Source organism: Ruegeria sp. CL7, from assembly GCF_056536445.1.
In genome coordinates this window covers 1-26,087 of sequence record NZ_JBQFPQ010000004.1, presented here as the reverse complement: position 1 = coordinate 26,087, position 26,087 = coordinate 1, and the positions used below count along the sequence as shown (strand labels likewise).

General features: G+C 57.7%; 24 protein-coding genes and 1 tRNA gene. 20 read left to right on the top strand and 5 right to left on the bottom strand.

Annotated features, from left to right (window positions below):
* The first annotated feature begins 59 nt into the window (after positions 1 to 59).
* The 12 genes from soxX (at position 60) to ACR0LI_RS11975 (ending at position 11,519) form a co-directional block, all read left to right on the top strand.
* On the top strand, positions 60 to 536 hold the full coding sequence (gene soxX / locus ACR0LI_RS12030; RefSeq protein WP_171638149.1) for a sulfur oxidation c-type cytochrome SoxX: 477 nt from the start codon (positions 60 to 62) through the stop codon (positions 534 to 536).
* Between the two features lie 47 nt (positions 537 to 583).
* On the top strand, positions 584 to 1,000 hold the full coding sequence (soxY, locus tag ACR0LI_RS12025; protein ID WP_152457370.1) for a thiosulfate oxidation carrier protein SoxY: 417 nt from the start codon (positions 584 to 586) through the stop codon (positions 998 to 1,000).
* Between the two features lie 36 nt (positions 1,001 to 1,036).
* Entirely contained in the window at positions 1,037 to 1,366 is a 330-nt protein-coding gene (soxZ, locus tag ACR0LI_RS12020; RefSeq protein WP_171724376.1) for a thiosulfate oxidation carrier complex protein SoxZ, read from the top strand.
* 70 nt (positions 1,367 to 1,436) lie between these two features.
* Positions 1,437 to 2,282 (top strand): sulfur oxidation c-type cytochrome SoxA, encoded by an 846-nt coding sequence (gene soxA, locus ACR0LI_RS12015; protein WP_480491586.1) that lies wholly within the window; start codon positions 1,437 to 1,439, stop codon positions 2,280 to 2,282.
* Between the two features lie 88 nt (positions 2,283 to 2,370).
* A complete protein-coding gene (soxB, locus tag ACR0LI_RS12010) occupies positions 2,371 to 4,068 on the top strand; it encodes a thiosulfohydrolase SoxB (protein ID WP_480718576.1) in 1,698 nt (565 codons plus the stop codon).
* Positions 4,069 to 4,092: 24 nt separating this feature from the next.
* On the top strand, positions 4,093 to 5,355 hold the full coding sequence (gene soxC / locus ACR0LI_RS12005; RefSeq protein ID WP_480718575.1) for a sulfite dehydrogenase: 1,263 nt from the start codon (positions 4,093 to 4,095) through the stop codon (positions 5,353 to 5,355).
* On the top strand, positions 5,339 to 6,664 hold the full coding sequence (locus tag ACR0LI_RS12000; protein WP_480718574.1) for a c-type cytochrome: 1,326 nt from the start codon (positions 5,339 to 5,341) through the stop codon (positions 6,662 to 6,664). Before soxC ends, ACR0LI_RS12000 begins: the two co-directional genes overlap by 17 nt.
* A gap of 2 nt (positions 6,665 to 6,666) precedes the next feature.
* Positions 6,667 to 7,374, top strand: coding sequence for a c-type cytochrome (locus ACR0LI_RS11995; protein ID WP_171724371.1), 708 nt, complete (start codon positions 6,667 to 6,669; stop codon positions 7,372 to 7,374).
* Between the two features lie 24 nt (positions 7,375 to 7,398).
* Positions 7,399 to 8,661, top strand: a complete 1,263-nt coding sequence (locus ACR0LI_RS11990; protein WP_171638135.1) for an NAD(P)/FAD-dependent oxidoreductase — start codon at positions 7,399 to 7,401, stop codon at positions 8,659 to 8,661.
* Positions 8,662 to 8,742: 81 nt separating this feature from the next.
* Entirely contained in the window at positions 8,743 to 9,177 is a 435-nt protein-coding gene (locus tag ACR0LI_RS11985; protein WP_480491590.1) for a DUF302 domain-containing protein, read from the top strand.
* Between the two features lies 1 nt (position 9,178).
* On the top strand, positions 9,179 to 10,402 hold the full coding sequence (hemA, locus tag ACR0LI_RS11980) for a 5-aminolevulinate synthase (RefSeq protein ID WP_480718573.1): 1,224 nt from the start codon (positions 9,179 to 9,181) through the stop codon (positions 10,400 to 10,402).
* A 58-nt stretch (positions 10,403 to 10,460) separates the two neighbouring features.
* Positions 10,461 to 11,519: a YeeE/YedE family protein gene (locus ACR0LI_RS11975; RefSeq protein ID WP_171724368.1), complete on the top strand. Its 1,059-nt coding sequence runs from the start codon at positions 10,461 to 10,463 to the stop codon at positions 11,517 to 11,519.
* A 1-nt stretch (position 11,520) separates the two neighbouring features.
* Here the strand turns inward: ACR0LI_RS11975 and ACR0LI_RS11970 are convergent, their stop codons facing one another.
* Entirely contained in the window at positions 11,521 to 12,465 is a 945-nt protein-coding gene (locus ACR0LI_RS11970; RefSeq protein ID WP_480718572.1) for an MBL fold metallo-hydrolase, read from the bottom strand.
* Positions 12,462 to 13,388 carry an MBL fold metallo-hydrolase gene (locus tag ACR0LI_RS11965; protein WP_480718571.1) on the bottom strand — a complete coding sequence of 309 codons (927 nt, stop codon included), beginning with the start codon at positions 13,386 to 13,388 and terminating at the stop codon, positions 12,462 to 12,464. The genes ACR0LI_RS11970 and ACR0LI_RS11965 overlap by 4 nt, the downstream gene beginning before the upstream one ends.
* 386 nt (positions 13,389 to 13,774) lie before the next feature.
* Here ACR0LI_RS11965 and ACR0LI_RS11960 point away from each other — a divergent pair.
* Positions 13,775 to 13,860 (top strand) — tRNA-Leu (locus ACR0LI_RS11960).
* Between the two features lie 96 nt (positions 13,861 to 13,956).
* On the opposite strand, the gene ACR0LI_RS11955 is transcribed toward ACR0LI_RS11960, so the two are convergent.
* Together ACR0LI_RS11955 and ACR0LI_RS11950 are read right to left on the bottom strand one after the other, a co-directional pair.
* The gene (locus ACR0LI_RS11955) at positions 13,957 to 14,454 is read right to left on the bottom strand and encodes a hypothetical protein (protein WP_245218139.1); all 498 of its coding nucleotides are present in this window, start codon (positions 14,452 to 14,454) and stop codon (positions 13,957 to 13,959) included.
* On the bottom strand, positions 14,447 to 15,037 hold the full coding sequence (locus tag ACR0LI_RS11950) for a helix-turn-helix transcriptional regulator (RefSeq protein ID WP_480620881.1): 591 nt from the start codon (positions 15,035 to 15,037) through the stop codon (positions 14,447 to 14,449). Before ACR0LI_RS11950 ends, ACR0LI_RS11955 begins: the two co-directional genes overlap by 8 nt.
* A gap of 763 nt (positions 15,038 to 15,800) precedes the next feature.
* Here ACR0LI_RS11950 and ACR0LI_RS11945 point away from each other — a divergent pair.
* From ACR0LI_RS11945 to ACR0LI_RS11920, 6 genes are all read left to right on the top strand, one after another.
* Entirely contained in the window at positions 15,801 to 18,083 is a 2,283-nt protein-coding gene (locus ACR0LI_RS11945) for a hypothetical protein (RefSeq protein ID WP_209835021.1), read from the top strand.
* A 131-nt stretch (positions 18,084 to 18,214) separates the two neighbouring features.
* Entirely contained in the window at positions 18,215 to 20,155 is a 1,941-nt protein-coding gene (locus ACR0LI_RS11940) for a type I secretion protein (protein WP_480718570.1), read from the top strand.
* 191 nt (positions 20,156 to 20,346) lie between these two features.
* Complete coding sequence (locus tag ACR0LI_RS11935) at positions 20,347 to 22,410, top strand: type I secretion system permease/ATPase (RefSeq protein ID WP_480487012.1); 2,064 nt, start codon at positions 20,347 to 20,349, stop codon at positions 22,408 to 22,410.
* Between the two features lie 2 nt (positions 22,411 to 22,412).
* Positions 22,413 to 23,765: an HlyD family type I secretion periplasmic adaptor subunit gene (locus ACR0LI_RS11930; RefSeq protein WP_480620887.1), complete on the top strand. Its 1,353-nt coding sequence runs from the start codon at positions 22,413 to 22,415 to the stop codon at positions 23,763 to 23,765.
* Between the two features lie 79 nt (positions 23,766 to 23,844).
* Positions 23,845 to 24,222, top strand: a complete 378-nt coding sequence (locus ACR0LI_RS11925; protein ID WP_209835025.1) for a rhodanese-like domain-containing protein — start codon at positions 23,845 to 23,847, stop codon at positions 24,220 to 24,222.
* A 93-nt stretch (positions 24,223 to 24,315) separates the two neighbouring features.
* Positions 24,316 to 24,501, top strand: coding sequence for a hypothetical protein (locus tag ACR0LI_RS11920; RefSeq protein WP_480718569.1), 186 nt, complete (start codon positions 24,316 to 24,318; stop codon positions 24,499 to 24,501).
* Here ACR0LI_RS11920 and ACR0LI_RS11915 read toward each other — a convergent pair whose 3' ends face one another.
* Positions 24,502 to 25,260, bottom strand: a complete 759-nt coding sequence (locus ACR0LI_RS11915; RefSeq protein WP_171724360.1) for an alpha/beta fold hydrolase — start codon at positions 25,258 to 25,260, stop codon at positions 24,502 to 24,504. It lies immediately after the preceding gene.
* A 91-nt stretch (positions 25,261 to 25,351) separates the two neighbouring features.
* Here ACR0LI_RS11915 and ACR0LI_RS11910 point away from each other — a divergent pair, with 91 nt between their 5' ends.
* Positions 25,352 to 25,726, top strand: coding sequence for a hypothetical protein (locus ACR0LI_RS11910; RefSeq protein WP_209547087.1), 375 nt, complete (start codon positions 25,352 to 25,354; stop codon positions 25,724 to 25,726).
* Positions 25,727 to 26,087: the final 361 nt, after the last annotated feature.

The following is a 26,087-nucleotide window of genomic DNA, read 5'->3' as shown; positions in this document are numbered from 1 at the left end:
GGTACACAAATGCTTTGGGTCGCAAAGCGCCGTCGGCGTGTTAGCAAATGGGAGGGATCATGAAGCTGAGACTCTTAACATTGGTCTGCGCAATGACAGGGGGTGCCGCGTTTGCCGCGGATACCGACCCGAAAAACGTAACCTATGGTGAATACGGTGCCGTAGAGGTCTCGTTGACCGGCGCAGCCGGTGACGCGGCAAATGGCGCGCTGATCGTTGGCGACAAGTCAAAAGGCAATTGCGTGGCGTGCCACTCGGTCTCGGCTTTGGCCGATATCCCGTTCCATGGCGAGGTTGGCCCGGCGTTGGATGGCGCCGGTGATCGTTGGTCCGAGGCCGAGCTTCGCGGATTGGTTGCAAACGCGAAAATGACGTTCGAAGGCACGGTGATGCCGGCATTCTACAAGGATGACGGCTATATCCGCCCGGGCGACGCCTATACCGGCAAAGCCCCGACCGAGCCCCTGACGTCGATCCTGACAGCGCAGGAAATCGAAGACGTGGTCGCGTTTCTTGCAACCCTGAAAGAGGAATAGTCGCGCTTCGATAGCGTGATTTTTCGAAGATTCAAAGGAGATTGAAAATGGAACTCTCTCGCCGCGAAACTCTGGCCCTTGGGCTGGGCGCCGCGTTCCTGACAATGATGCCGTTTCGTGCAAACGCGGCCGCCGAGGATGCGATTGCCGCGTTTACCGGTGGGGCGGATGTGGCTGACGGCGGTGTTACACTGACGGCACCTGAAATCGCCGAAAACGGAAACACCGTACCGATCGAAGTAAGCGCCCCGGGTGCGGCGTCGATTCTGATCGTTGCAGCAGGCAACCCCGAACCGGGCGTCGCAACGTTCAACTTTGGCCCGCTGGCTGCTGAACAGGCTGCCTCAACTCGTATCCGCCTTGCCGGAACGCAGGATGTCATTGCCGTGGCGAAGATGGCAGATGGCAGCTTTGCCAAGGCATCCGCGACCGTGAAAGTGACAATCGGCGGCTGCGGCGGCTGATAGCCACGCGCGCCTCGAAGAACAGGAGACTAACCAATGGCATCCGGTGTGAAACCCCGCGTCAAGGTTCCGAAGAAAGCCGCAGTTGGCGAAACCGTCACGATCAAGACATTGATCAGCCACAAGATGGAAAGCGGTCAGCGCAAGGACAAAGAAGGCAACGTCATACCTCGATCGATCATCAACCGTTTCACCTGTGAGTTTAACGGCGAAATGGTGGTCGATGTGACGATGGAGCCGGCAATCTCAACCAACCCGTATTTCCAGTTTGAGGCAACCGTGCCCGAGGCAGGTGAGTTCGTGTTCACCTGGTACGATGACGACGGCTCTGTCTACGACGAGAAGAAATCGATCGAGATCGCCTGACGGCTCGACCAATAAGGCAGATCAGCGCCGGACATGACGTTTGGCGCTGGTCCACCAAGGGAGGAACGTAATGAATACAAAGGCATTAACGGCGATCGCGTCAGTTCTGGTTTTCCCAGTGGCAGCATTGGCCGGACCTGACGAAGACAATCTTGTGATCAATGACGAGCTGGACATGACCTCGGTCACCGAAGCGCCGGCGCATCTGGAAAACCTGGACACGATCTATTCCGGTTGGCATTTCCGTACGGATGAAACCCAGGCCCTTCAGATTGATGATTTCGACAATCCGGCGATGATCTTCGTCGACCAGGCTGCCGACCTTTTTGAGACAGTCGATGGGGCTGCCGGCAAAAGCTGTGCCTCTTGCCACGACGGGGTGGAAAGCTTCAAGGGATTGCAGGCTTCCATGCCGAAGGTTGATGCCGAAACCGGCAAGCTGGTGGTCATGGAAGATCTGATCAACGCGTGCCGGACCGAGCACATGGAGGCCGATGCCTGGAAATGGTCCGGCGGCGATATGCAGGGCATGGTCGCTTTGATCGGCCTACAGTCACGCGGGATGCCCATGAACGTTGCCATTGACGGTGACGCCGCCCCGTATTGGGAACAGGGCAAGGAAATGTACTATACGCGCTATGGCCAGTTAGAGCTGAGCTGTGCCAACTGTCATGAAGACAATTGGGGCAATATGATCCGGGCAGATCACCTGAGCCAGGGAATGATCAATGGGTTCCCGACGTATCGTTTGAAACAGGCCAAGCTGATTTCGCGACACAATCGTTTCCGCGGTTGTATTCGTGATACGCGGGCGGAAACCTTTGCCGAAGGTTCAGACGAATTTCGTGCGCTGGAGCTTTATGTTGCCTCGCGTGGCAACGGGCTTTCAGTCGAAACTCCGGCCGTACGCCAGTAACAACAGGCCCGCGTAGGAAGTGTCCAGCGCGGGTTTTTCCGTTAGTTTAACATTCACACATTTATATGTGAAACAGGAAAGCCGAAAGATGATTTCTCGACGTGACTTCTTGCAGGTTTCAATGGCGGCATCGGCTCTGTACGGGGCATCCGGGTTTGGCAATTGGGCCAGGCTTTCCGCACAGCAAAGTCTGACGCAGGATCAGCTGCTGGAGTTTGAGACCTTTGGCAATATCAGCCTGATCCATGTCACCGACATTCACGCACAACTCAAACCGATATTCTTCCGTGAACCCGAGATAAACCTGGGTATCGGTGAGGCAAAGGGGCAGATGCCGCATGTCACGGGGGCCGCGTTCCGCAAGGCCTACGGGATCGAAGATGGCAGCTCGTCGGCCTATGCGCTGACCTACGACGACTTTTCAGCCTTGGCAAAGACCTACGGTCGGGTTGGTGGTTTGGACCGGGTTTCGACGGTGATCAATGCCATCCGTGCGGACCGGCCCGATGCCCTGCTTTTAGATGGCGGCGATACCTGGCACGGGTCTTACACCTGTTACCAGACGGCTGGTCAGGACATGGTCAATGTCATGAACGCGCTGAAACCTGATGCAATGACCTTTCATTGGGAGTTCACGCTGGGCAGCGACAGAGTCAACGAAATCGTCGAAGGGCTGCCCTTTGCCGCCTTGGGTCAGAACATCTTTGATGCCGAATGGGATGAACCTGCGGAACTGTTCAAGCCCTACAAGTTCTTTGACCGGGGAGGTGCAAAGGTTGCCGTGATCGGACAGGCGTTCCCTTACATGCCAATCGCGAACCCGGGTTGGATGTTCCCTGAATACTCTTTCGGCATTCGGGACGAAAACATGCAGGCCGTGGTGGACGAGGTTCGCGATGCCGGTGCCGATGTCGTCGTCGTCCTCAGCCATAACGGCGTTGACGTGGACAAGAAAATGGCAGGCCGGGTGGAGGGGGTCGACGTGATCCTCAGTGGCCACACCCATGATGCGCTGCCCGAGCCCGTTCTGGTGGGCAAAACGCATATCATCGCGTCCGGCTCGAACGGCAAGTTCGTCAGCCGCGTGGATCTGGACGTGCGGGATGGGCAGTTGATGGGGTTGAAGCACAAGCTGATCCCGATCTTCTCTGATGTTATCGCTCCGGATCCTGCGATCACCGCCCTGATAGATGAGCAGCGCGCGCCCTATGAGGCGACGCTCAGTGAAGTGATCGGCAAAACGGACTCGTTGCTCTATCGTCGCGGCAATTTCAACGGAACCTGGGATGACCTGATCTGTGATGCCCTGCTTAAGGAGCGGGAGGCAGACATTGCCATGTCCCCCGGTGTTCGTTGGGGGCCGTCGATCCTGCCGGGGCAGGAGATCACGCGCGAGGACATCTGGAACGTCACTTCGATGTCGTATCCGAATGCCTATCGCACGGAAATGACGGGTGAATTCATCCATGTGATCCTTGAGGATGTTGGCGACAACCTGTTCAATCCCGATCCCTACTACCAGCAGGGCGGGGATATGGTCCGTGTCGGTGGGCTGGGTTACCGCATCGATGTGACCAAGCCGCAAGGGCAGCGGATCAGCGAGATGACCCTGCTGAAGACGGGTGAAGCGATTGATCCGTCGAAAACCTATGTCGTGGCCGGCTGGGCCAGCGTCAACGAAGGCACCGAGGGCCCGCCGATCTGGGATGTCGTCGAAAACCACATTCGCAACCTTGGAACCGTAACGGTGCAAGAGAACACCAGCGTCGATGTCGTCGGCGTCTAAGAAACAGATGGAGACCTAAGAGATATGGATGACGCGTTCAAACCGTCCCGCCGGGCCTTCCTGAAAGGCAGTGCTGCGGTCGCCGCGGGGTCAGTTGCAGGTGCGGCAGTGGCAGAAACGCCCGACCCCCTGATAACAGAGCTTCAGGATTGGGCATCGTACACGGGTGCAGGCGTTGACGAGACACCCTATGGCATGCCGATCAGCTATGAATCCCATGTCGTGCGCCGCAATGTGGAGTGGCTGACCGCCTCTCCGATTTCGTCGATCAACTTCACGCCGATCCACGAGCTTGATGGTACAATCACACCCCAGGGCTGCGCCTTTGAACGGCACCACTCGGGCGCAATCGAGCTGCGCAAGGAAGACTATCGGCTGATGATAAACGGTCTGGTCGATCGCCCGCTTGTCTTTACGTATGACGACATCGAACGTTTCCCGCGCGAAAACCACGTGTATTTCTGCGAATGCGCAGCGAACACCGGGATGGAGTGGGCGGGTGCGCAGCTCAACGGCGTGCAATTCACCCATGGTATGATCCACAACATGGAATACACCGGTGTTCCGCTGCGCACGCTGTTGCAAGAGGCCGGCGCCGATATCTCGCCCGACAAATGGGTCTATGTCGAGGGCGCGGACGCGTCGTCCAATGGCCGCTCCATTCCGATGGAAAAAGCGCTGGATGATGTGTTGGTGGCCTTCAAAGCAAATGGCGAGGCCCTGCGGATGGAACATGGCTATCCTGTGCGCCTGGTCGTGCCAGGCTGGGAAGGCAACATGTGGGTCAAATGGCTGCGCAGGATCGAGGTCGTCGACAGGGCGGTCGAAAGCCGCGAAGAAACATCAAAGTACACCGATGTTTATGCTGATGGCACGGCCCAGAAATGGACTTGGGTGATGGATGCGAAATCCGTCATAACCTCGCCCAGCCCGCAAATGCCGATCAAACATGGGCCCGGGCCGCTGGTGATTTCAGGGCTTGCATGGTCAGGCCACGGACAGATTACCCGTGTGGATGTATCCAAGGACGGCGGCATCACGTGGGAGACGGCACGCCTTGGCAAGCAGGGCGACACCAAGGCTTTGACACGTTTCTATCTCGACACGAATTGGGACGGGGCGCCCATGCTCCTACAGGCCCGAGCAATGGATGAGACCGGCTATGTACAGCCAACCAAAGACCTGCTGCGCGAAAAGCGCGGCGAGAACTCGGTCTATCACAACAACTGTATCCAGACGTGGTACGTAAGCGCAGAAGGGATCGCCGAGAATGTCGAAGTCTCTTAGCCATGTTTTCCTGCCCGTATTCGGCGGCACAGCGTTACTGCTTGCGGGGGCGTTGGTGTTCGCCAACCGAAACTTCGGCCAACTGAAGATCGAAACTTTGGAAACCCGGATTGGTCAGGTTGAGGCCCACGCAGCAGCCGCACAGGAAAAAGCGAAGTCAGAAGCCGAACGAGCAGCCCAGCTTGAGCTCAAAGTCCAGGAAATTCAGGCCGCCGCAGCGGAACGGGTTGCGAATGGCGCGAACCTGACCGCACCTGCGCCCAGCCGCGAGGGCACCTATGGGCTCGGACGGCCTGCGCTGGAGGAAGAGATCGCGGCCTGGGACGTTGACGTTTTGCCGGACGGGCGGGGCTTGCCTGTCGGATCGGGCGACGTTTGGACCGGGGAAGAAGTGTTTGCCGACCGCTGCGCCTCCTGTCACGGAGAGTTCGCGGAAGGTGTGGACAACTGGCCCGTTCTTGCCGGTGGGTTCGATACGCTTGCAAACGAAGATCCCGTGAAGACCGTCGGGTCCTACTGGCCGCATTTGTCTACTGCCTGGGATTACATTTCCCGTTCCATGCCATTTGGCGAGGCGGGCACTTTGACCGCGGATGAGACCTATGCGATTGTTGCCTACATCCTGTATTCAAATGATTTGGTGGATGACGATTTCGAACTGAGCAACGAAAACTTCGCCGAATTCGAGATGTACAACAAAGACGGTTTTGTCGTCGATACGCGACCCGAGACCGAGTACGCCGAATCGCGCAAAGAGCCTTGCATGGAAAACTGCAAGGCAGAGGCCGCTGTCACAATGCGTTCCGTTTTTCTGGTCGAGACGCCGCCCGAAGGTGGGTCGAACTCGGTGATGAATGATGCCACCGTTGAGGGGTTGCCGACATTCACTGCGGACGGCCCGTCGTTCATTCCGGCAGCGGCACCCAAGCCCGAGGAAAAAGCCGCCGCGGAGCCAGCCGTTCAAGAGGCAGAAAAGACCGACGAAGCAACGGAACTGGTTGCCGCCGGAGCGAAAGTCTTCAAGAAGTGCAAAGCCTGCCATCAGGTGGGTGAAGGTGCAAAGCACGGCACCGGGCCGGCGTTGAACGGAATTGTCGGGGCCAATGCAGGATCGGTCGAGGGGTTCAAATACTCCAAGGCGATGAAAGCCGCATCCGAGGCCGGCCTTGTTTGGACGGATGAGGAAATGGCGGCCTTCCTGACGAAACCCAAGGATTACATGAAGGGCACGCGAATGTCTTTTGCGGGGCTCACGAAGCCAGACGACGTTGAGGCCGTGATTGTCTACCTCAAATCGTTTGGAAGCTGATCATGCGGTGGCCGGACATACTGGCGTGCACGGCGGTCTTGGCGGCTTTCGCCACATCGACCTACGCAACCGAAGACCTTGGTGATGCCGAGGCCGGGAAAACAGTGTTCGCCAAATGCAAGGGCTGCCATCAGGTTGGCGAAGGAGCGGAAAACAAAATCGGCCCGCATCTGAATGGTGTCTTTGGGCGCAAGGCCGCGGGCCTTGACGGTTTCAATTATTCCAAAAGCCTGGTGCGCGCGGGAAATTCGGGTTTGGAATGGCACGCTGACACTCTGTCAGCCTATATCGAAGATCCACGTGCATTTGCGTCGGGCACAAGGATGAGCTTTCGCGGTCTGAAAGACCCGGAAGACCGGGCCAATGTGATTGCCTATTTGCGGGGGTTTTCAGACAACCCTCGGGATATTCCCGAAGCGGACCCAACCGCGAAAGGCACGGACCATTCCGTCGATCCAGCGATCCTGGCGATTCAGGGAGACCCCGAATACGGCGCATATCTCAGCAGCGAATGCACGACGTGCCATCAGATCGAGGGAAGTGACGAGGGTATCCCGTCGATCGTGTATTGGCCCGACGAGGATTTTGTCGTCGCCATGCACGCATACAAGGACAAAAAGCGGCCACACCCGGTTATGCAAATGATCGCCGGAAGGCTGAGCAATGACGAGATCGCGGCCTTGGCCGCATATTTCAATAACCCAGAGTGATTGTGCCCAAGGGGAGGAAACGCGATGACACTCAATAGACGTACATTTCTAGGAGCCGCCGGGGTGGCGGCAGCCGGATTATCTGCACCGATGGTTCTGGCTCAGGGCAGGCCTCGGGTCGTTGTTGTCGGCGGCGGTGCAGGCGGCGCTACGGCTGCCCGCTATATTGCAAAGGACAGCAAAGGTGAGATCGACGTGACGCTGATCGAGCCGTCGCGGACCTACTACACCTGCTTCTTCTCGAACCTGTATCTTGGAGGGTTCCAGGAACTGTCGGATATCGCGCACAGCTATGGCACGCTTGCCGCCGACTATGGGATAAACGTGGTCCACGATTGGGCCATCGGTGTTGACCGCGATGCCAAGACTGTATCATTGGCCGGGGGTGGCTCGGTTCCGTATGACAAGCTGATCCTCAGCCCGGGTATCGATTTTGTCGACGGGGCTGTTGAAGGCTGGGACGTCTCGGCGCAAAACAAGATGCCGCATGCGTACAAGGCCGGCTCGCAGACAGAACTTCTGAAAGCTCAGATCATGGCGATGCCCGAAGGCGGTACTTTTGCGATGGTTGCACCACCAAACCCGTACCGCTGCCCGCCCGGACCCTATGAACGGGTCTCGATGGTTGCGCATGTTCTGAAAGCAAACAATCCCACTGCGAAAATCATCGTGGCGGATCCGAAGCCGAAGTTTTCGAAGATGGCATTGTTCCAGGAAGGCTGGGCAAACCATTACGAAGGCATGGTCGACTGGATTGGTGAAGACTTCGGTGGCGGCAATGTCTCGGTAAACCCGGACGCGATGACGGTGACCATCGACGGAGAAGAGACCACAGTCGACGTCTGCAACGTGATCCCGGCGATGAAAGCCGGACGCATTGCCGAAATGGCCGGAGTGACCGAAGGCAACTGGGCGCCGGTGAACGCCGCGGACATGTCCTCCAAGGCGGATCCGGACATCTATGTTTTGGGCGATGCCAGCCAGCAGGGTGACATGCCGAAATCGGGTTTCTCGGCCAACAGTCAGGCGAAAGTGTGCGCGAATGCCGTGCGGGGCGCGTTGACCGGATCCAAGGTGTTCCCGGCCAAGTTCTCCAACACATGCTGGTCGCTGATCGACACGGATGATGGCGTGAAGGTTGGCGCAACCTACGAGGCGACGCCGGAAAAAATCGCCAAGGTGGACGGCTTCATCAGCCAGACCGGCGAAGATGCCGATCTGAGAAAAGCAACTTACGAAGAGTCGCTGGGTTGGTACGCCGGTATCACCTCGGACATGTTTGGATAGAAGTTCTCGGGGGGTTTGACACGGGTCAAAGCCCCCGAAGCTCAATCTGAGAAACTGCGGCTCAGGAGGAGGATCAAGATCATGAAACACTCAATCATCACGGCCGCGTTCTTTGCAGTCTCTGCCAGTCAAGGGCTTGCCGAGGATATCATCACGACCCCCTTTGACGGAAGTTTTGATGATGCCACCTTTGCGGTCGAGTCCGCAATTGTCGGGCAGGGGCTGGTCATCGACTATGTGAGCCACGTTGGCGAAATGTTGAACCGAACGGGCGATGATGTCGGCAGCGACAAACAGATATTCGCGGCGGCGGACATCTTTATTTTTTGCTCGGCAAAGATTTCGCGTGAGGTGATGGAAGCTGATCCGATGAATATCGGCTATTGCCCATACGGGATTTTCGTGGCCGAGGACGATGACGGGGTGAAGGTCGGATACCGAAGCTATCCGGACGGCCCAATGCAAAAGGTCCAGACCCTGTTGTCTGGAATCGTTGAAGAGGCCGTTGGGGATTGAAATGAACTACCGGCAGTATTTTCGAGATCAACTTGATCTACTGAAACAGGAAGGAAACTACCGGGTTTTTGCAGACCTCGAACGTCAATGCGGCGCGTTTCCAACGGCGCGCAGTTACGCAGGGGGTGGTCCCGAACAAGTCACTGTCTGGTGCTCGAACGACTATCTTGGAATGGGACAGCATCCCAAGGTTCTTGCGGCCATGCACGAGGCGATCGACAGATGCGGTGCAGGTGCCGGTGGGACGCGGAATATCTCGGGGACCACGCACGAACATGTGCTTCTGGAGCAGGAGCTTGCGGACCTTCACGGCAAGGACGCAGCATTGCTGTTCACGTCCGGCTACGTATCCAATTGGGCGGCCTTGGGAACCTTGGCGTCCGGCATCCCCGGAATCACGGTACTGTCCGACGAATTGAACCATGCCTCGATGATCGAGGGGATTCGTCACAGCCGTTGTCAAAAGCGGATCTGGAAGCACAACGATCTTGAAGACCTTGAAAGGCAACTTGCGGACCTGCCTGCAAATGCGCCCAAGCTGATCGCGTTTGAAAGCGTCTATTCCATGGACGGCGATATTGCACCGATTGCCGAGATCTGTGATCTGGCGGACCGGTATGGCGCGATGACCTATCTGGATGAGGTTCACGCGGTCGGGCTGTACGGTCCGCGCGGCGGGGGCATCGCCGAGCGCGAGGGCCTGATGGACCGCCTGACCGTGATTGAAGGGACTTTGGGCAAGGCGTTCGGCGTGGTCGGCGGGTACATCGCGGCGTCGAAGGAGCTTGTCGACTTTGTCAGGTCCTTTGCTAGCGGGTTTATTTTCACCACTGCTTTGCCTCCGGCCGTGGCGGCAGGAGCTGCGGCTTCGGTGAAGCACCTGAAGCAAAGCAATGCAGAGCGGCAACAGCACAAAAAGCGCGTGCGCGAAGTCCGGGACAGGCTGGACGATCTGGGTATTCCCCATACACCGAACCCAAGCCATATCATTCCGGTCATGGTCGGCGATCCGGTCAAGTGTCGATTCATTTCGGATGTGCTGATGCGTGATTATGGGATCTACATCCAGCCCATCAACTATCCAACTGTCCCCAAAGGAACGGAACGTCTGCGGATTACGCCGTCGCCGGTGCACACCTGTGAAGACGTGGACCGACTGGTATCTGCATTGGGTGAGTTATGGACGCAATGCCAATTGGCACGCAGGCCAATGGCTGCGCAATGACGCTGACGAATTGACCAAAGACAAAGACACACACGCAACGAAGTGAGAGTTTCTGTCCATGGAGAGGCTCATCGATTTGCTAGGAGACCCGGGCACCCTGGCGTTTGCCGGAGTGCTAGTCGGTATCCTGTTCGGCGTGACGGCTCAGAAGTCCCATTTTTGTTTGCGCGCATCGACGGTGGAAGTCGCCGAAGGTAAGTTTGGCCCCCGCTTGGCGGTTTGGCTGATCGCCTTTACCGCGGCACTGACGCTTGTACAGGCGCTTGTCTCGCTTGAATTGCTGGACCTTTCCGAGGCACGCGCCATCGCGTCCACCGGCAGCCTTAGCGGTGCGGTTATTGGTGGGGCGATGTTTGGCATCGGCATGGTTCTTGCGCGCGGATGCGCATCTCGCCTGCTGGTATTGGCCTCGTGCGGCAATCTACGAGCACTTGTGACAGGGTTGATTTTGACCTTGGTGGCTCAGGCCGCCTACACAGGCGTTCTCAGCCCGGCCCGTGAAGCGATTTCCGGTCTGTGGACCATCTCAGGAGGTGCAGAGCGCGATCTTGCAGAAATAATGGGGTTCCCCCCATCGGTCTATTCGGCCGTCGCCGCAATTGGATTTGTCTTGTCGATCGTGTTTGCCCTTCACAGGAAAGTCGCGCCTGCAAAGATCGTGACAGCCGCCGGAGTTGGCGGGGCAGTGGCGCTTGGCTGGTTCATGACGTTTTCCATCGCGCAGGCATCTTTTGAGGTCGTCCCCGTGTCTTCGGTGACGTTTACCGGCCCGGCCACAGACACGCTGATGGCGTTGGTTGCAGAGCGAAATGTGGTGCTGTCTTTCGGTATCGGTCTTGTGCCGGGCGTGGCCATTGGGGCAGCAGGATCTGCCATCATTTCCAGCGAGTGGAGGATCGAGCGTTTTGGCTCGGACACTCCGATGGAACGGTACCTCGTCGGAGCTGTCCTCATGGGATTCGGGGCGATGCTGGCCGGAGGTTGCGCCGTGGGCGCGGGACTTTCAGGCGGGTCCGCCCTGTCATTGACAGCCTGGCTTGCAGTCTTCTTCATGTGGGTTGGGGCGATAGGAACGCACAGGTTTTTGATGCGGCTGCCGGTATTGCAGCATTCCTGACTTACTCGAACTCCATCTGTTCGAAAACGCGCCCGGCGTTCTTGGTTGCCAGTTCCTCGAACGCGTCCAGATGGGCATAGGGGGACTGATCGACATAATAGGCTTCAGTCAGATCGCCGCCCGCATCCATATGTTCTTGAATCCTGGTTCGCAGATACACCAGGTAATCGCGCGTATAACGGCGCACCTGATCCATATTCGTGGGATGACCGTGCCCGGGTATGACATATGTGGCATTCAAAGCCTCGAACTCGTTGTCCCAGGTTTCCAGCCAATCCGCGGTATAGGTATCCTGAAAGATCGGCAGCATGCGCTCGTGGAATGCCATGTCACCCGCGATGACAAGGCGTTGGTTCGGCAACCAGATCGAGATATCGCCGGGGCTGTGGGCCGGTCCGAGGTATTTGGCCTCGATCCGGAAGTCTCCCATCTCGATCACGTATTCATCATCGAATGTCTCGGTTGGGCCTGCCAGAAACGTGCCCTCTGCCTTGTCCTGATTGTATCGTTTCATTCCCTCCAGAATCTGAGGGCCATATTCCGCGAACTCAGCTGCTGCATCCGAATGGGCGACGATAGGAACCCCGATTTCCGACCAGTAGGCATTGCCAAGCATCGCGTGCCCCTGACCGTTCTCGTTGAAGACAAGCGTGACCGGCTGATCCGTAATCGCCTGAATTTCCTTGTGAAGCGCTTGGGCAAGGACATAGGCGGCTCCGCCGTTGACAACGACCACGCCCTCACGTGTTACGATGAAGCTCAGGTTGTTGTTGTGACCAGAGTTTTCGTAGGTCGGCGGAGCGGTTGCGCCAATGGCGGAATAGACGCCAGGGATGAATTCGACCGGCTTGGAATACAGAACGCTTTGCGGATACTGGTCTGCAATATCCTCGCTTGCCCAGGCCGGTGTGACGAAAGCAACCGCAATCACGAATGATCGTATCATGACGCCTCTCCAATGAACCTGTAGGCCGAGCCGGTCTTTTCGACGCGGCCAATTCCACCGTTTGGCAGGTGGAAGCCGATTATTCTCATTTCCTCTTCGGAAACCTGATCCAGAAGTGAGTAACGCGCAGCTGCGGCGACCTGGGGATCCTGATCCGTTCCACTGTGCCAATCGGGGTGTTCAAAGGCCACGTGCGGATTTCCCAGCGCGTCGCCGACGACCATCACGGCCTCATTCCCATTTCGAAGCTCAAAAGCCATGTGACCGGGCGTGTGCCCAAAGCTTGCCCGTGCCGCAATGCCCGGAAGTATCTCTTGCCCATCCTCGAAGAACGCGACCTGATCCTCAATTGCTTCCAAACGCCGCTTGGCACCGGCCGCGAACGCGGTGCGATCTTCACCTATCGTGTCCACCGTTGAGGGGTTCCACCAGTAATCCCATTCTTTGCGTCCAATGAGGTGCGTCGCATTTGGGAAAAGCAGGTCGTCGAAATCATCCAGAACACCCCAGATATGATCCGGGTGCGCGTGGGTGAAAACCACATGCGTGACACTTTCGGGCGACAAACCAATTGCTTCAAAAGTTTCCATAAGTTTGCCCGATGTGGGCATGAAGTCCGGCCCCGCTCCAGCATCGAACAGCACGGTGTTTTCGTCATCCCGATAAAGCGTGACGTTGCACTCTGGCTCGTACTTGGTCGCGTCCGCTTGATAGCGGGTCAGGAATTGCTCGACCGCCTCTTTGGGCATGGCTCCGAAAACAACATCAGGTGGCAATGACAGGTATCCGTCTGACACGGTCGCAATTCGGGCTGAAGGACCGAGCCGCAGCTCTGCCTGAACGATTCTGGCTTGAGCTCCAAGTGCCGCAAGACACGTGGCATTGAACAGGAAGCTGCGTCGGGACAAAGGAATTTCACTCATACGCAATCATTAAAATGAATATTTTTATTTGTAAACGATGGAAGCACCAACAAAGGATCATTCCAAGACGCTGAAAAACCGGCCAGGTCTTCTTTGCGATTGGGCGAAGAACGGTTTTCAGCGGTGGCAAATGGACGCGACACAAAGGTCATGCGCAAAGTGAACGCACAGCGCAATCCGCGCGAAGATGGATTGCCGAGGAAGGGATGATGTCGGAAAGGCGATTGTCACGTGACCTCGAAACAGGGAAGGGACCCAGCCGAAGAACGACGGCGATGGCAGACACAGCTTTCCACCGAAAAATCCCGGTCCATCTGCGTCAAAGCGCATTGTTCTCATCCCGCTGTGCTTGTAAGGAAATTGCACGGCCCCAGGGGCTGCGCCGTGCGGGCGTGATGGAATGGTAGACATATCAGACTTAAAATCTGAAGGGCGTATGCCCGTGTGGGTTCGAGTCCCACCGCCCGCACCAAAAAATCTCGGTGACTTATGCGTGCGTGGCAGGTGGCGCCGTGGGGGACGCGCGGGTGCTGCGAGGGGCCCACTCAACTCTGCTGTGCGACCGAGCCTAAACCGGAAACCCCAATTGTCGGATCAGTTTCCAAATGTCCCTGTTCGCGGCTGACAGCTGATCAACGACTGCTTCGATTTGGAGCAGGGCATTGTCATCGACGGTATCTTCGCGGCCTAGTTTTATGTCGGTTTTGCGGTCAGCGATCCGCATAAGGATCGTTTTCGGGTTTCCGCTTTCAGGGTCGAAGGAATAGATGCAATGGTTGTACTTGTTGCGGATGCCAGAAAGCTTGGCCAGCCTTTGCGTATGTTCGAGGATCGGATCTCGGACCTGGGCAGGGCGCCCTTCCATTTTTGCAAGTCTTTCAACCAGATCTATTCGCGCGCGGGTGGTGTTCAAAGTCAGAAAGATGATTACGGCCACGTCCTTGGACGTTCCGGTTAGGCCGGCGATCAGATGGATCAGCAGGCTTTCGGTGTTTGTCCACATATAGTTCAGCCTGCCGACCAAAAGGATCAGGCGGTCGAACCGGGCTTCGAACGGATCAGTCAAGGGCGGTCTGCTGCGCCTCATGAGGCGCAACCTCGAAATAGAAATGAGCAGCCGCCGTCCGGTTGCTGACGCCAATCTTTCCGACAACGTTATGCATGTGCAGCTTGACCGTGTGTTCCGTGATGCCCAGCTTGGCCGCAATCAATTTGTTGCTTTTGCCTTCTGAAACCAGTTGCAAAACCTGTTTTTCGCGGCGTGTCAGCTTGGAATACTGTACGTGCCGATCTGCGCCGTTGGAAGTAATGGCCTCCCGTCGCCGTGGTCTCTCGGGCGCGCGCTGACAGTGGGGTGAAACACAGTCAGCCAGAAAGCTGGGAAGATAAAGTTCCTCGTGCATCAGCAGTCTGAGGATGGCGCGCCACGCGTCCGGTGCCACGTTCATCGGTAAAAAGCCGACATCTCCAAACTGCGCGCGGTTCCAGCCTTCGAACAGGTGTCGGGCGGATTCCTCTTTGCGATAGGCGAAAGCAAGACAGCCGGAACCAGCACTTTTGGTGTATGCATCGGCGCGCGTCAAAAGGTCCTCGATCAACATCTGATCAACAACGACGATCTTGCCGCTGTCCGGAACATGTGTGTGCATTGCCTCGAGTGTTTCGAAGCGAAAAGCGCGGACGCCAAATTCAGTTTGAACGCTTCTTAGAGTTTGATTTGAATAGAATAGTTCTTTCCCGAGGAAGACAATCGAAAAATCTTCTGAATAAAAACTCTGATTGCCGGTTTCATTGTTCAAAGACTCACTCATTATATTCCCTCACAAAACGGGGTTAACCGGAAATGGCTTTATCGAAATGGAATTGCCGGTGAAAAAGTAGTTAACTAATCAAAGAATTACGTGAGGTTTATTGTAGCTGAAAACGTGATTTTCTACAACCAGACGGTATAGTTCAAGTGCCTTAGATATAGAACTATTGTTTAGGTTTTTCGGTGTGGCATTGTGTAACCAGCGGAAACAATTGCATTATTTTTTATTGCTTTCTTAATTTAGAACTTTTTGATCCAGTTCGGCTAAAGCTCCACTGCATTCTCAAAATAAACAATAAAAACAATATGTTATTCTCACCAGAACTTTCAGTTAGCTAGTCGCAAGCGTGCGTCACTGCGAACATGGTCAGGCTTTAATTGTGAAAGCGTCTGTCCCTGCCGCGCCCGTTCCTTGCGTATTTCAGCATCGATTGTGAACGGTCGCGTATTCGGCTTAGCCGGGAAAGGAGGTGGCCTTAAGAAAACGACGGTGGACCGCATTCAGCGTGTTTGAACGCTGTGCGGGTATTTTAGTTTCAATCACGCCCGTTGCCGCTTTGTAGATGAATGGCGGTCAGGCGTTCCAGAAATGGGAATTTGTTATGAGACGTAATGTAAACAATACAAACGTAACGACCGTTGACGAAATTGTTGTCGAAAACCTGGAAGCTCCGGTTGATGTTGAAATTCAGGTTGATGAGGCTCTTGTCGAAGCCGATGTGACTGCGCAGCAACAGCAGCAGGACCAAAATGTAGAAAACGCCAACGAGCAGGGCCAGGATCAGGGCCAGGGCCAAGACCAAGGTCAGGACCAGGGTCAGGATCAGGACCAGGGTCAGGATCAGGACCAGGGTCAGGATCAAGACCAGACGCTTAATGCCGGCGACAACACCAACGACAACTCCAACAGCAACTCAATCAACATCGATTTCGGCGGCGGTGAGTGGATTCCGCGCGACGATGATCAGGTTGATCTGGATCTTGGTGACTCGGCGACAGTGGGTGACGTGATCACTGCTGGCCGCGATCTGACCTATGATCCAGGCGATGACATGAATCTGGATATCTCGATGGACGACGCCGGAACGGCAATGTCATCCGTGAACAGCCAGGTCGCCAGCCTGAGCGACGACGACACGCTTGATTCACCGACCGTATCCAACAACGCCGACTTCACCCAGAACGGCGATGCCAATGGCGGCACGGCAACTGCGGCTGAAGGTATCAGCTCGGATGCCAACGGTGGAAAATCGGGCGACGGTGGAACCAGTTACGGTGGAGCGGCCGATTCATCAACCTTGGGCAGCCACGCGTGGGCTGACGGTGGTGATACCGGCAGTGCAGATGCCGATTCCAGCGCCGGCCGGGGCGGATCGACCGGTGACGCAAGCAATGCCAGCAATGGTGTTGGTATGGCGGGCGCAGGATCCGACGGTGACAGCGCCGGTGGAGATGGCGGTGCCGCGGATAGTTCGGCTTCGTCCGACAATGATGGCAGCACAAGTGCCGATGGCAGCGGAACCGGCGGAGCCGGCGGCAGCGCGGATTCGTTTGGTCTGGGTCTGGGCCTGGGTCTGTCCGGTTCGAACGCAGCCGGTAACGCAAACGGCGGCGACAGCGATTCCGACTCGACAGGAACCGGGACCGGAACGGCGGACAACGCTGCGGATGCGTCCGGCGCGGATGGTGGCGATGGTAATGCTGCGGCAGATGGTTCGGCTTCGAACACCAGCGACAGCAACACCGATGCGAATGACGCCACTGCGGGTGACAACACTGCTGACGGCTCTGCTGACAGCGGCGCGGACAGCTCGGCTGACGGCTCTGGCGGAACCGGAACCGGTGGTGACGGATCCGGCGGTGACGGCACTGGCGGTGACGGCACCGGTGGCGACGGTACCGGCGGCGACGGCGAAGGTGGATTCGGCGCGATGGTCGAAGCTGCAATCATGGCTTTGCAGGAAGAGCTGGGCATGATTGACGCCGAAGCAGGCGAAGGCGGCGACGGTACCGGCGGTGACGGCACCGGTGGCGACGGCACGGCCGGCGACGGTTCAGGTGGCGACGGCTCGGGCGGCGACGGCTCCGGTGGGACCGCTGATGCGGATTCCGATGCGCAGGGTGTTGGCGATCAGTCGGCAAGCGGGCCGGATATCGACCAGAGCCCCGGCGACGTGAACGGCGCGGCCAGCAACTCGCAGGACACCGACGGCAGCGGCGGTAACGGCGGGTCGAACGCAGCAGATGGCGCAGCGGATGCGGCCGGTACCGGAACATCGGCTGCCGACGGCGACGGCGGCGCGGGCGGTAGCACAACGCCAACATCGACGTCTACCGGCAACGGAGCCGGGTCTGCCGACGCGGCCAATACCGCAGGCAACGGCGGAGCTGCCGACATCTTCGGAGACGCCGACACAAACGGTGCGGCTGACAGCTTGGCCGAAGCAATTGCCGGATACGGTGGCGAAGGCAGTTCCGACAATGACGCCACATCGACTGGGTCGGGCGACGCAGCTGGTGCGGCCGACTCGGGCAACGGTGGTGCCGGTGGCGCATCCGCCGCGAACGGCGGAACCAGCGGAGCTTCGATGGGCACTGCAACGTCAGGCGATACCATGGGTGGCATGATCACCGGTGGTAACGGTGGCGGCGCCTATTCAGGTGACGGTGGTGCCGGCGGCAATGGTGGTGCCTGGGGCGCGAACAATGGTGGCGATGGCATCGTGACCGGCGAGTCCTATGCATCGGCGGCAGCTGTCGTTGATACGTCTGCGTTCAACCAGTCGATCATCATGGGCGCCAACGTCCTGGGCAACACGGTCGATACGACCATGGTGGGTGGTTCGATGACCATGTCCCACGCCAGCGACGACACGGACGTTTAAGTCAAAAGGCGGGGCTCGCATTTTCGGGCCTTGCTACCTTTCGAAAATGCCGGGGCCGCAAAACGCGGCCCCGGCCCAACTGAACCCAAAGCGGAAATTACGAGCCGCCGCGGGCAAAAAGGATAACCGACATGGCACTTGACGGTATTACGGAAACGATAGCGCATTTTGTTGGAACTTTTGAGCTAACGATAGAACAAGCCCGCCTGAGGGATCAGTACGAGGAATTCAGCGCCCTGAGGCGTAAAGCCGAAATAGACGGGCTTGACGAGCCTACCTCGATCAACATCAAAGCTGATCTGGATATCCCGGCGGGCGAATACAAAGCCCTGCCATTCAATTTTCTTCCCTCTCAACCGGAACTTCCGTTGCCAAAAGCTCCTGTCGGGCCGGTGCATGAGTCGGTCATCATCCTTAACGGTGACAGCGCGGAATCCACGCGATTTGTGCCAGACAGCGTATCCGGCCCGTCTTCTGCACCGGAACTGATTATTCTGCGACCGGATACGGTGCCACTGGGTTCGGCAATGACGTTCACCGTGCAAAAGGTGGTCATGCGCGACAACGACACGGTGGGAGAAGGGGACTTTCGCGATACCGAAGCGCTGATCGCCCAGGGCGAAGAGATGATGGACATGGCGCTGTCGCTTCATGCCATGGCGGCCCCTACGCTTTCGCTCGCGGATTACAAGTCGACCGAAATGCTCGAGGCGCTGGCCGAACAGATGTTGGCCCCGGCAAACGCGAATATAGACGGGGTCACGGTACATCAGTTTCATGGCGATGATGCGTTGGGGGTGATCGTAAACGGCAAGTACGTTGACGAATCTCCGGTATGGACAGACATCCTGCCTGCGTTCCATCAGCCGGATGAAGCCGGAGAGGATGAGACAGAGGCCATGCTTCCGGCCGAGTGGGATCAGTCGAAAGATCCAGACTTTGACGACGGACACCTGGTCGTGACCGGAGGGAACCTTGCGATCAATGCTGTCTCGGCATCTATAGGTTGGGTTGATGCCCCCTATATCGCCGTCGGAGGGCAGGCGATCAGCCTGACCGCCATCAGCCAGGTCGCGCTTGTGTCAGATTGGGATGTGGGGGCGCCGGGAACGGGCAGCGGCACCAATGTGATTCAGTCCTCGAAGATCGAAGTCGAAGGCCGAGAGGCCCCCTGGCTGGACAATGGCACCGGAACAACCGGACAGCCCGAGTTCATCGTTGTGGATTGGGTCCACGGTGATCTGGTTGTGGCCAACTTCGTCAAGCAAGCTATCGACGCCACGGATATAGACAACATACAGACCGAGATTTCGGCCGCATCGACCTTGTACGCGCTGGGCGACAACGAAATGTTCAATGTCACCGACATCGTGCAGCTGGGCAGCTTTTACGACCTGATCATGATCGACGGGAATATGATTTCCGTGGACATGTTGTACCAGACCAACGCCCTGATGGATGACGATATCATCAACGGCGGTATGCCCGGCGCAATGGCCGGAGATGATGAAAACGTGATCATGAATGACGCGTCGGTCAAAACGATAGGCGCAGATACACATCAGGATCTGCAGCAGAACCTGTCCGACGCCATGGCGCTTGATCAAACGGATATGGATGCGTTGGAGAACGCGCTGCTCAACGATCCCTTGTTCGCAGGAATGGAACAGTTGCGCGTGCTCAAGATCGACGGAGACTTGTTGCAGGTGAACATTGTTGAACAGGTCACCATGATGCTGGATCAGGATCAAATTGACCTGTCCGGTCCAAGTGCCGCCGATACCGATGTCGTCGCAGGCAGCAACGCCCTGTTGAACTCTGTCAATCTGACCAAAATGGGTGTGGATTCGACGGTTATGGCCGCTGACGGATCTTATTCTGACCTGCTGCTTCATCAGGCCAGCCTGATTGACGTGCCAGACAACCAAGAAATCACAGATATGACCAACGAGGCGATCGCCGCAATCATGGCGGACATGTCTGTGCCGCAACCGGATGCCGCCCTGGCACTGGACGCACAATCCACTGACACAACGACACCAGATGACGGCCTGCAATCCATGCTGGCCTGACCCCCCAAGTTTTTACCGAGTGACCAGAAGGTTTGTATATGTCGATTGTTTTTTCGTCGCGCCGTCCACTCTTATCCAGTCCACTGGACAGGCAGGGCGGTTTGGGCCCGAAGCGCCAGCGCGCAGACGGTGGGGCAGATCCAACGACACAACGGGTCAAAGCCCGGTTGCACCTGACGCAGGAGATGCGCGTGTCTGAGTCAGATCCAGATTCGACGGTTGAAACCGAAGCGCCACAGCAATCCGAAGACCAAAAACACTCACGCGAACGACGGCGCGCTGATCCTCCCCATCAGCGTGCGCAGCCGCAACCCGCGCAAGATGAAGAAACGGCGGGTGGCGGCAATGGGGTGGCCGACGCCGACGGCCCGGATCCGGCATCCGCCGGGGACTCGACTGCGCGCAAGACCCCCTCTGCACGCTCATCCGGTGGGAACGGCATAGGCACCACGATCGAGGCCAAGGCAAACCAGCCACTGTTGCAAACGAATTCCGGCGGCGGTGATGGGAACGGGCCACCCCAAACCTTCCACAAACGCACCCCGCCCGAAGATTTCCAGCGCACGCTGCGCGTTTCGATGCGGGCGATCCGGCGCAATCTTGCGTTTGTTCTGGTCCTGACCTGCGCCACGAACATCCTGATCCTGGCGATCCCGATCTATCTGTTCCAGATCAGTGACCGTGTTCTGACCAGCCGGTCGCTGGATACGCTGATCATGCTGACGGCCATCGTGGCAGGGGCGGTGATCTTCCAGTCTGCTTTTGATGCGGTGCGGCGGTTCATGCTCATGCGGACCGGGGTCGAAGTGGCGGCCCGGCTGGGCGCACCGGTTCTGAGCGCGGCGGCCCATGCGTCGCTGCACGGAAACGGGCGCGAGTATCAGACATTGGGCGATCTGCAACAGCTTCGCGGTTTTCTGGTCTCGGGCACGCTGCTTTCATTTCTGGACGTGCCGTTTGCGCCGCTGTTCATCCTGATGATTTTCCTGGTGCATCCGCAACTGGGCATGATCGTGGTGGTTACTGCGCTGATCCTGATGACGATTGCGCTGATCAACCAGAAAATGACTGCCAAGCCGTTTGCCGAGGCCAACAAGGCACAGTCCATGGCGAACCTGCATCTGGATTCGATGTCTCGCAACAGCCAGATCATCAACGCCTTGGCAATGATCCCCGAAGCCGTGCGGATCTGGGGGCGGGACACTGCCCAATCGCTGACCTGGCAGGTGCGGGCGCAGGACCGCAACGTGATCTTTGCTTCAATCTCGCGCGCCGTTCGCCTTTTGACGCAGATCGGAATTCTGGGTTGGGGCGCGTTTCTGGCGCTGCAAGGAGAGATCACAGGCGGTATGGTGATTGCGGCCTCGATCATTGCCGGACGTGCCTTTGCGCCAATCGAAGGTTCGATTGAAGGGTGGAACAGCTATCTGCTGACTCGCGGAGCTTACGGCCGGATCAAGGCGCTGTTGTCGACCTCGGCCCTGCAATACGAAAAACTGCGTCTGCCACGCCCCGAAGGTCGGCTGGATGTCGAACGCCTGCTCTATGTACCGGGCGGAACCAAACGCGTGGTTCTGAACGGCATCACGTTCTCGCTGGTTCCCGGTGAAACTTTGGCCATCATCGGTAATTCCGGTGCCGGGAAAACCACGCTTGGGAAAACTCTGGTGGGATCCATTCTGCCCACATCGGGCAGCGTAAGGCTTGACCTGATGGACATCCGAAACTGGGACCCGCGCCAGTTTGGCGAAAGCATCGGCTACCTGCCGCAGGATGTTCAGCTGTTCCCGGGCACGATCAAGGACAATATCGGCCGGATGCGGGCGGATGCCACTGACGAACAGATCCACGATGCCGCCGTTCTGGCCGATGTTCACAACATGATTGCAACGCTGCCGCAGGGATATGAGACCGTGGTGGCCGCTGATGGCTCGCCTTTGTCCGGTGGTCAGAAGCAGCGTATCGCACTGGCGCGGGCGTTCTTCGGCAACCCCAGAATGGTTGTGCTGGATGAACCGAATTCAAATCTCGACGTCGCGGGCGACAAGGCGCTGGCATGTGCGATCGAACAGGCGCGTCAAAGCAAGATCACCGTTGTCGTCATTACGCAGAAGCCAACGTTGTTGAATGTTGTCGACAAGATCATGCTGCTGACGGACGGGCGTGTGGCCCTGTTTGGTCAACGTGATCAGGTTCTTCAGCAGATCAACGGGCCGCGCAAGCAGACTGGAATTGAAGGCCAGCAGGGGGGCTGACCATGAATGACCTCGTACCTGTGAACAACTCAGACAATGAACCAGAAGTTTGGTATGCCGAGGTTCCGCGCTCGATCAACAGGTTGATAGTGATCGGGGTGGTCTTGCTTGTCGTGTGCTTCGGCGGTTTCGGGGTATGGTCCTTCAGTGCCCCGCTGGCCGCAGCGGTCATCGCGCAAGGCAGCTTTGTGGCCACGGGCCGCAACAAGATTGTCCAACATCTTGAAGGCGGCATCATCGAAGACATCAAGGTTGTGGAAGGTCAGGCGGTTCAGGCAGGTCAGGTTCTGATGACCCTGGACCAGACCTCGGCCCAGGCCAATGAACGTGAATTGCATATTCGCAAGCTGCGCCTTCAGGCCATGACCGAGCGGTTGCTGGCCGAGTACGGGGAGCGCGACCGCCTCGTGTTTTCGCAGGCGCTTGTCGAAGCATCCGACGATCCTGAAGTAATGGCCATTCTGGATGGGCAAAAGCTCAGCTTCGATGTGTCGCGCAAGACGCTGCTGAATGACTTAGCCCTGCTGGAGCGCAACATGGAAGCACTGAAAATCCGATCAAGCGGATTTGAGGCGCAGCTGGACAGCATGGCACGGCGCGCCGAGATCTTGCAGGAGGAGTTCGAGGCCAAGAGCCAACTGTTCGAAAAGGGCCTTGTCCGCAAAGGAGAGCTGAACACCATCCGTCGTGTTCAGGCCGAAGCCGAAGGTCAGCAGGCCCGGTTGCAGGCGGAAGCCGCTGAAATCAACCAGATGCTGCTGAAATATGACGAACAGATCGCGCGTACGCGGTCCGCCTATCGTGAGGCCGCACTGGATGAACTGGGCGTGATCGAAGCTGATCTGGAAAGCGTGCGTGAAAAATCCCGACAGGCGCGCAGCGTTCTTGACCGGGCCGTGGTGCGTGCGCCGGTAACTGGAACGGTGGTGCGATTGCATTATCACACGCCGGGCGGTGTGATTGAGACCGGGGAACCGATAGCCGAGATCCTGCCCGCAGATGCGCCCCTGATCATCGAGGCACAGATTCCGCGTACCGAGATTGACAGTGTCGTCACGGGGCAGACCGCCACAGTCCGCCTGATCGCATTGAACCAACGTACGACGCCTGTTTTGTATGGCGAGGTCTTCTATATCTCGGCCGATGCGCTGCTTGAGGATTCGACCGGTGTTCCGCAGGAAGTCTATCTGGCACGAGTCTCACTGACCCCGGATGAGTTGCAGCGCGTGCGCGGCTTTGTTCCGACACCGGGGATGCCCGCTGAAATCATGATCCAGACCGAGGAGCGCACCTTTGCGGCCTATATCGCCAAACCGGTATCAGACAGCATGTCGCGCGCGTTTCGCGAGCAGTAACACGCGCGTTTCCTTCCATGTCTACACCTTCCAAAATTCGCATGTTAACCTCTGCGCGGTGACGTAAAGGAGAACTCACATGCCGGTGACGGTGAAAGAGATGATGGAGGCGGCCAACGCGGTGGTCGAGCGTATCGATGCGGCCAAGGCAAAGGCGATGACCGAACAGGGGGCGCTGCTGTTGGACATACGCGATGCGAATGAGCTGGAACACACGGGCCGCGCCGTTGGGGCGCATCATATACCCCGGAGCATGCTGGAGTTTCGAGCAGACGATGCATTGCAATCACATGACCCTGCACTGCGCAAGGATCGCCCCATCGTGTTGTACTGCGCATCAGGCGGGCGCGCGGCTTTGGCCGGAAAACTCCTGAAGGATATGGGATACCAGAGGGTGTACAATCTTGGTGGATTGACGGACTGGGTGAATGGGGGCGGTGAAATCGCCAAATCCTAGTTTCGGAACCGTCTGCATCTGACACAAATCAAAGCGCAACACATTCGAATCGTGAAATATTTGGCCGGAAGCCATCAAAAGGAAAACCCGGTCATGTTTCGCCTTGCCGCTATGCTGTATTCCCTGATTGCAACTGCTCTGTCCGGTTCGGCCATTATTGCCGTGCTTTCAGCTGGAATGGTATCCGTCAGCGCAATTGTGGGCGCCGCGGCCGCTGGGGCCGTAATCGCGGCTCCGGCATCCTGGATGGTGGCCAGGCGGCTGTATCAAGGCGCTTGATCAGGCGTTCAGGAAGGTCCTGACGGCAGCTTCGAACTCGCGCGGTTTTTCGGCGTGCAGCCAGTGCCCGGCGCCGGGGATCTTGGCAAATCGCGCGCCGGGAAACAGAGCGCGGATTTTGGCCCGATGTTCCGGCAAGACGTAATCTGACTCGCCCCCCGACAGGAACAGCGCGGCGCCTAACCACTGGGCGTCCAACTCGGGAAAGCCCATGATATTTGGCATCTGGTCCGCCAACACGTCCAGGTTCAACAACCAACGCTTTCCCTTGATGTCCAGCGATTGGGTGAAGAAGCTCTGCAATGCTTTTTCAACGCCTTGCTCGGCCAATTGTTGCTCGGCATCCGAGCGGCGTGCAATGCGCGAGAAGTCCACGGCACGCATGGCCTCGATGAACTGAATTTGGCTGTGCGTGTATTTCACCGGCGCAATATCTGCGACCACCAGTTTGTTCACCAGCGCGCCGTGTTGCAGCGCAAGTGTCATCGCTGCCTTGCCGCCCATTGAATGCCCAAGTACGTCCGCCGTCCCGCCGATCCGTTCGATGACCTCGGCGATATCCTGCGCCAGATGGGGATAGTCATGACAAGCGTCCCACGCGCTGTAGGCATGGTTACGCATATCGACGGCCACAACCTGCCGCTGGTCTGATAGCCGTCTGGCAATCACGCCCCAGTTTCGGGCCGATCCATACAGGCCGTGGGCAATGACAAGGGGCGGTCGGGCGGTCGGTTCGCCATGTATGATGGTGTTCAGCATGTACCGCGTGATACAAGCCACCGCCGGAAACGACCAGCCCCATTGTAGGTCATAGACGCTGCCGCTAGATTGCCTCCGCAGGAGGCCACCAATGCCGCAGGACCCAGACATTCAGACCCGGATCGCCGAAACGGTTGTGTTGCTGCGCGCAAAGCTCGGAGTGCGCGACAAGACTCTCGAGGCATCGATCCGCAAGGCCAGGCGCCGACTGCCGCGGCGCGTCTATAAGCAGGCCTTGATTCTGGCCCGGGCCGAGGCGATGGCGTCTCATCCCAAACTGAGGCTGGTTCTGGATAACCCCAGGCTGATCAAGGCGTCCGACGTGGTGCAGGAACATCTGGGGTCCATCAATCTTGCGGATCGCAGATGGGGGTGGTTCCTTGGCCTGCTGGGGGGGCTGGCCTTCAACATGCTGGCACTGACGACACTGTTGCTGGTTTTTCTGTGGTGGCGCGGCTTGATCTGAGCTTGGATTCCGGACAACGCGCCAAGGTCTGAACATGGCGCAAACCCCTGTGTGCGGTAACATCGAATGCACGGAGTCGGTGTGACCAGCGCGAAAGGCTGATCGGGGCGGAAAAAGCACGTTTTGACCAGAATGGCTTGGGCGACCGTGGGGCCCGGGACCTTGCCCAAAACATCGGATTTGCGCTGGGCGAGATCCAGACCGTTTTCAGGGATCTGACGCAAAAAAACGGCGCCTCAAGGCGCCGTTCCGTGTTTGAGGGTGGACCAGTTACAGGTTCGGATAGATCGGGAATTTGGCGCAGAGGTCTGCGACCTCGGCCTTGACCTTGGCTTCGACGGCGCCGTTGCCGTCTTCGCCA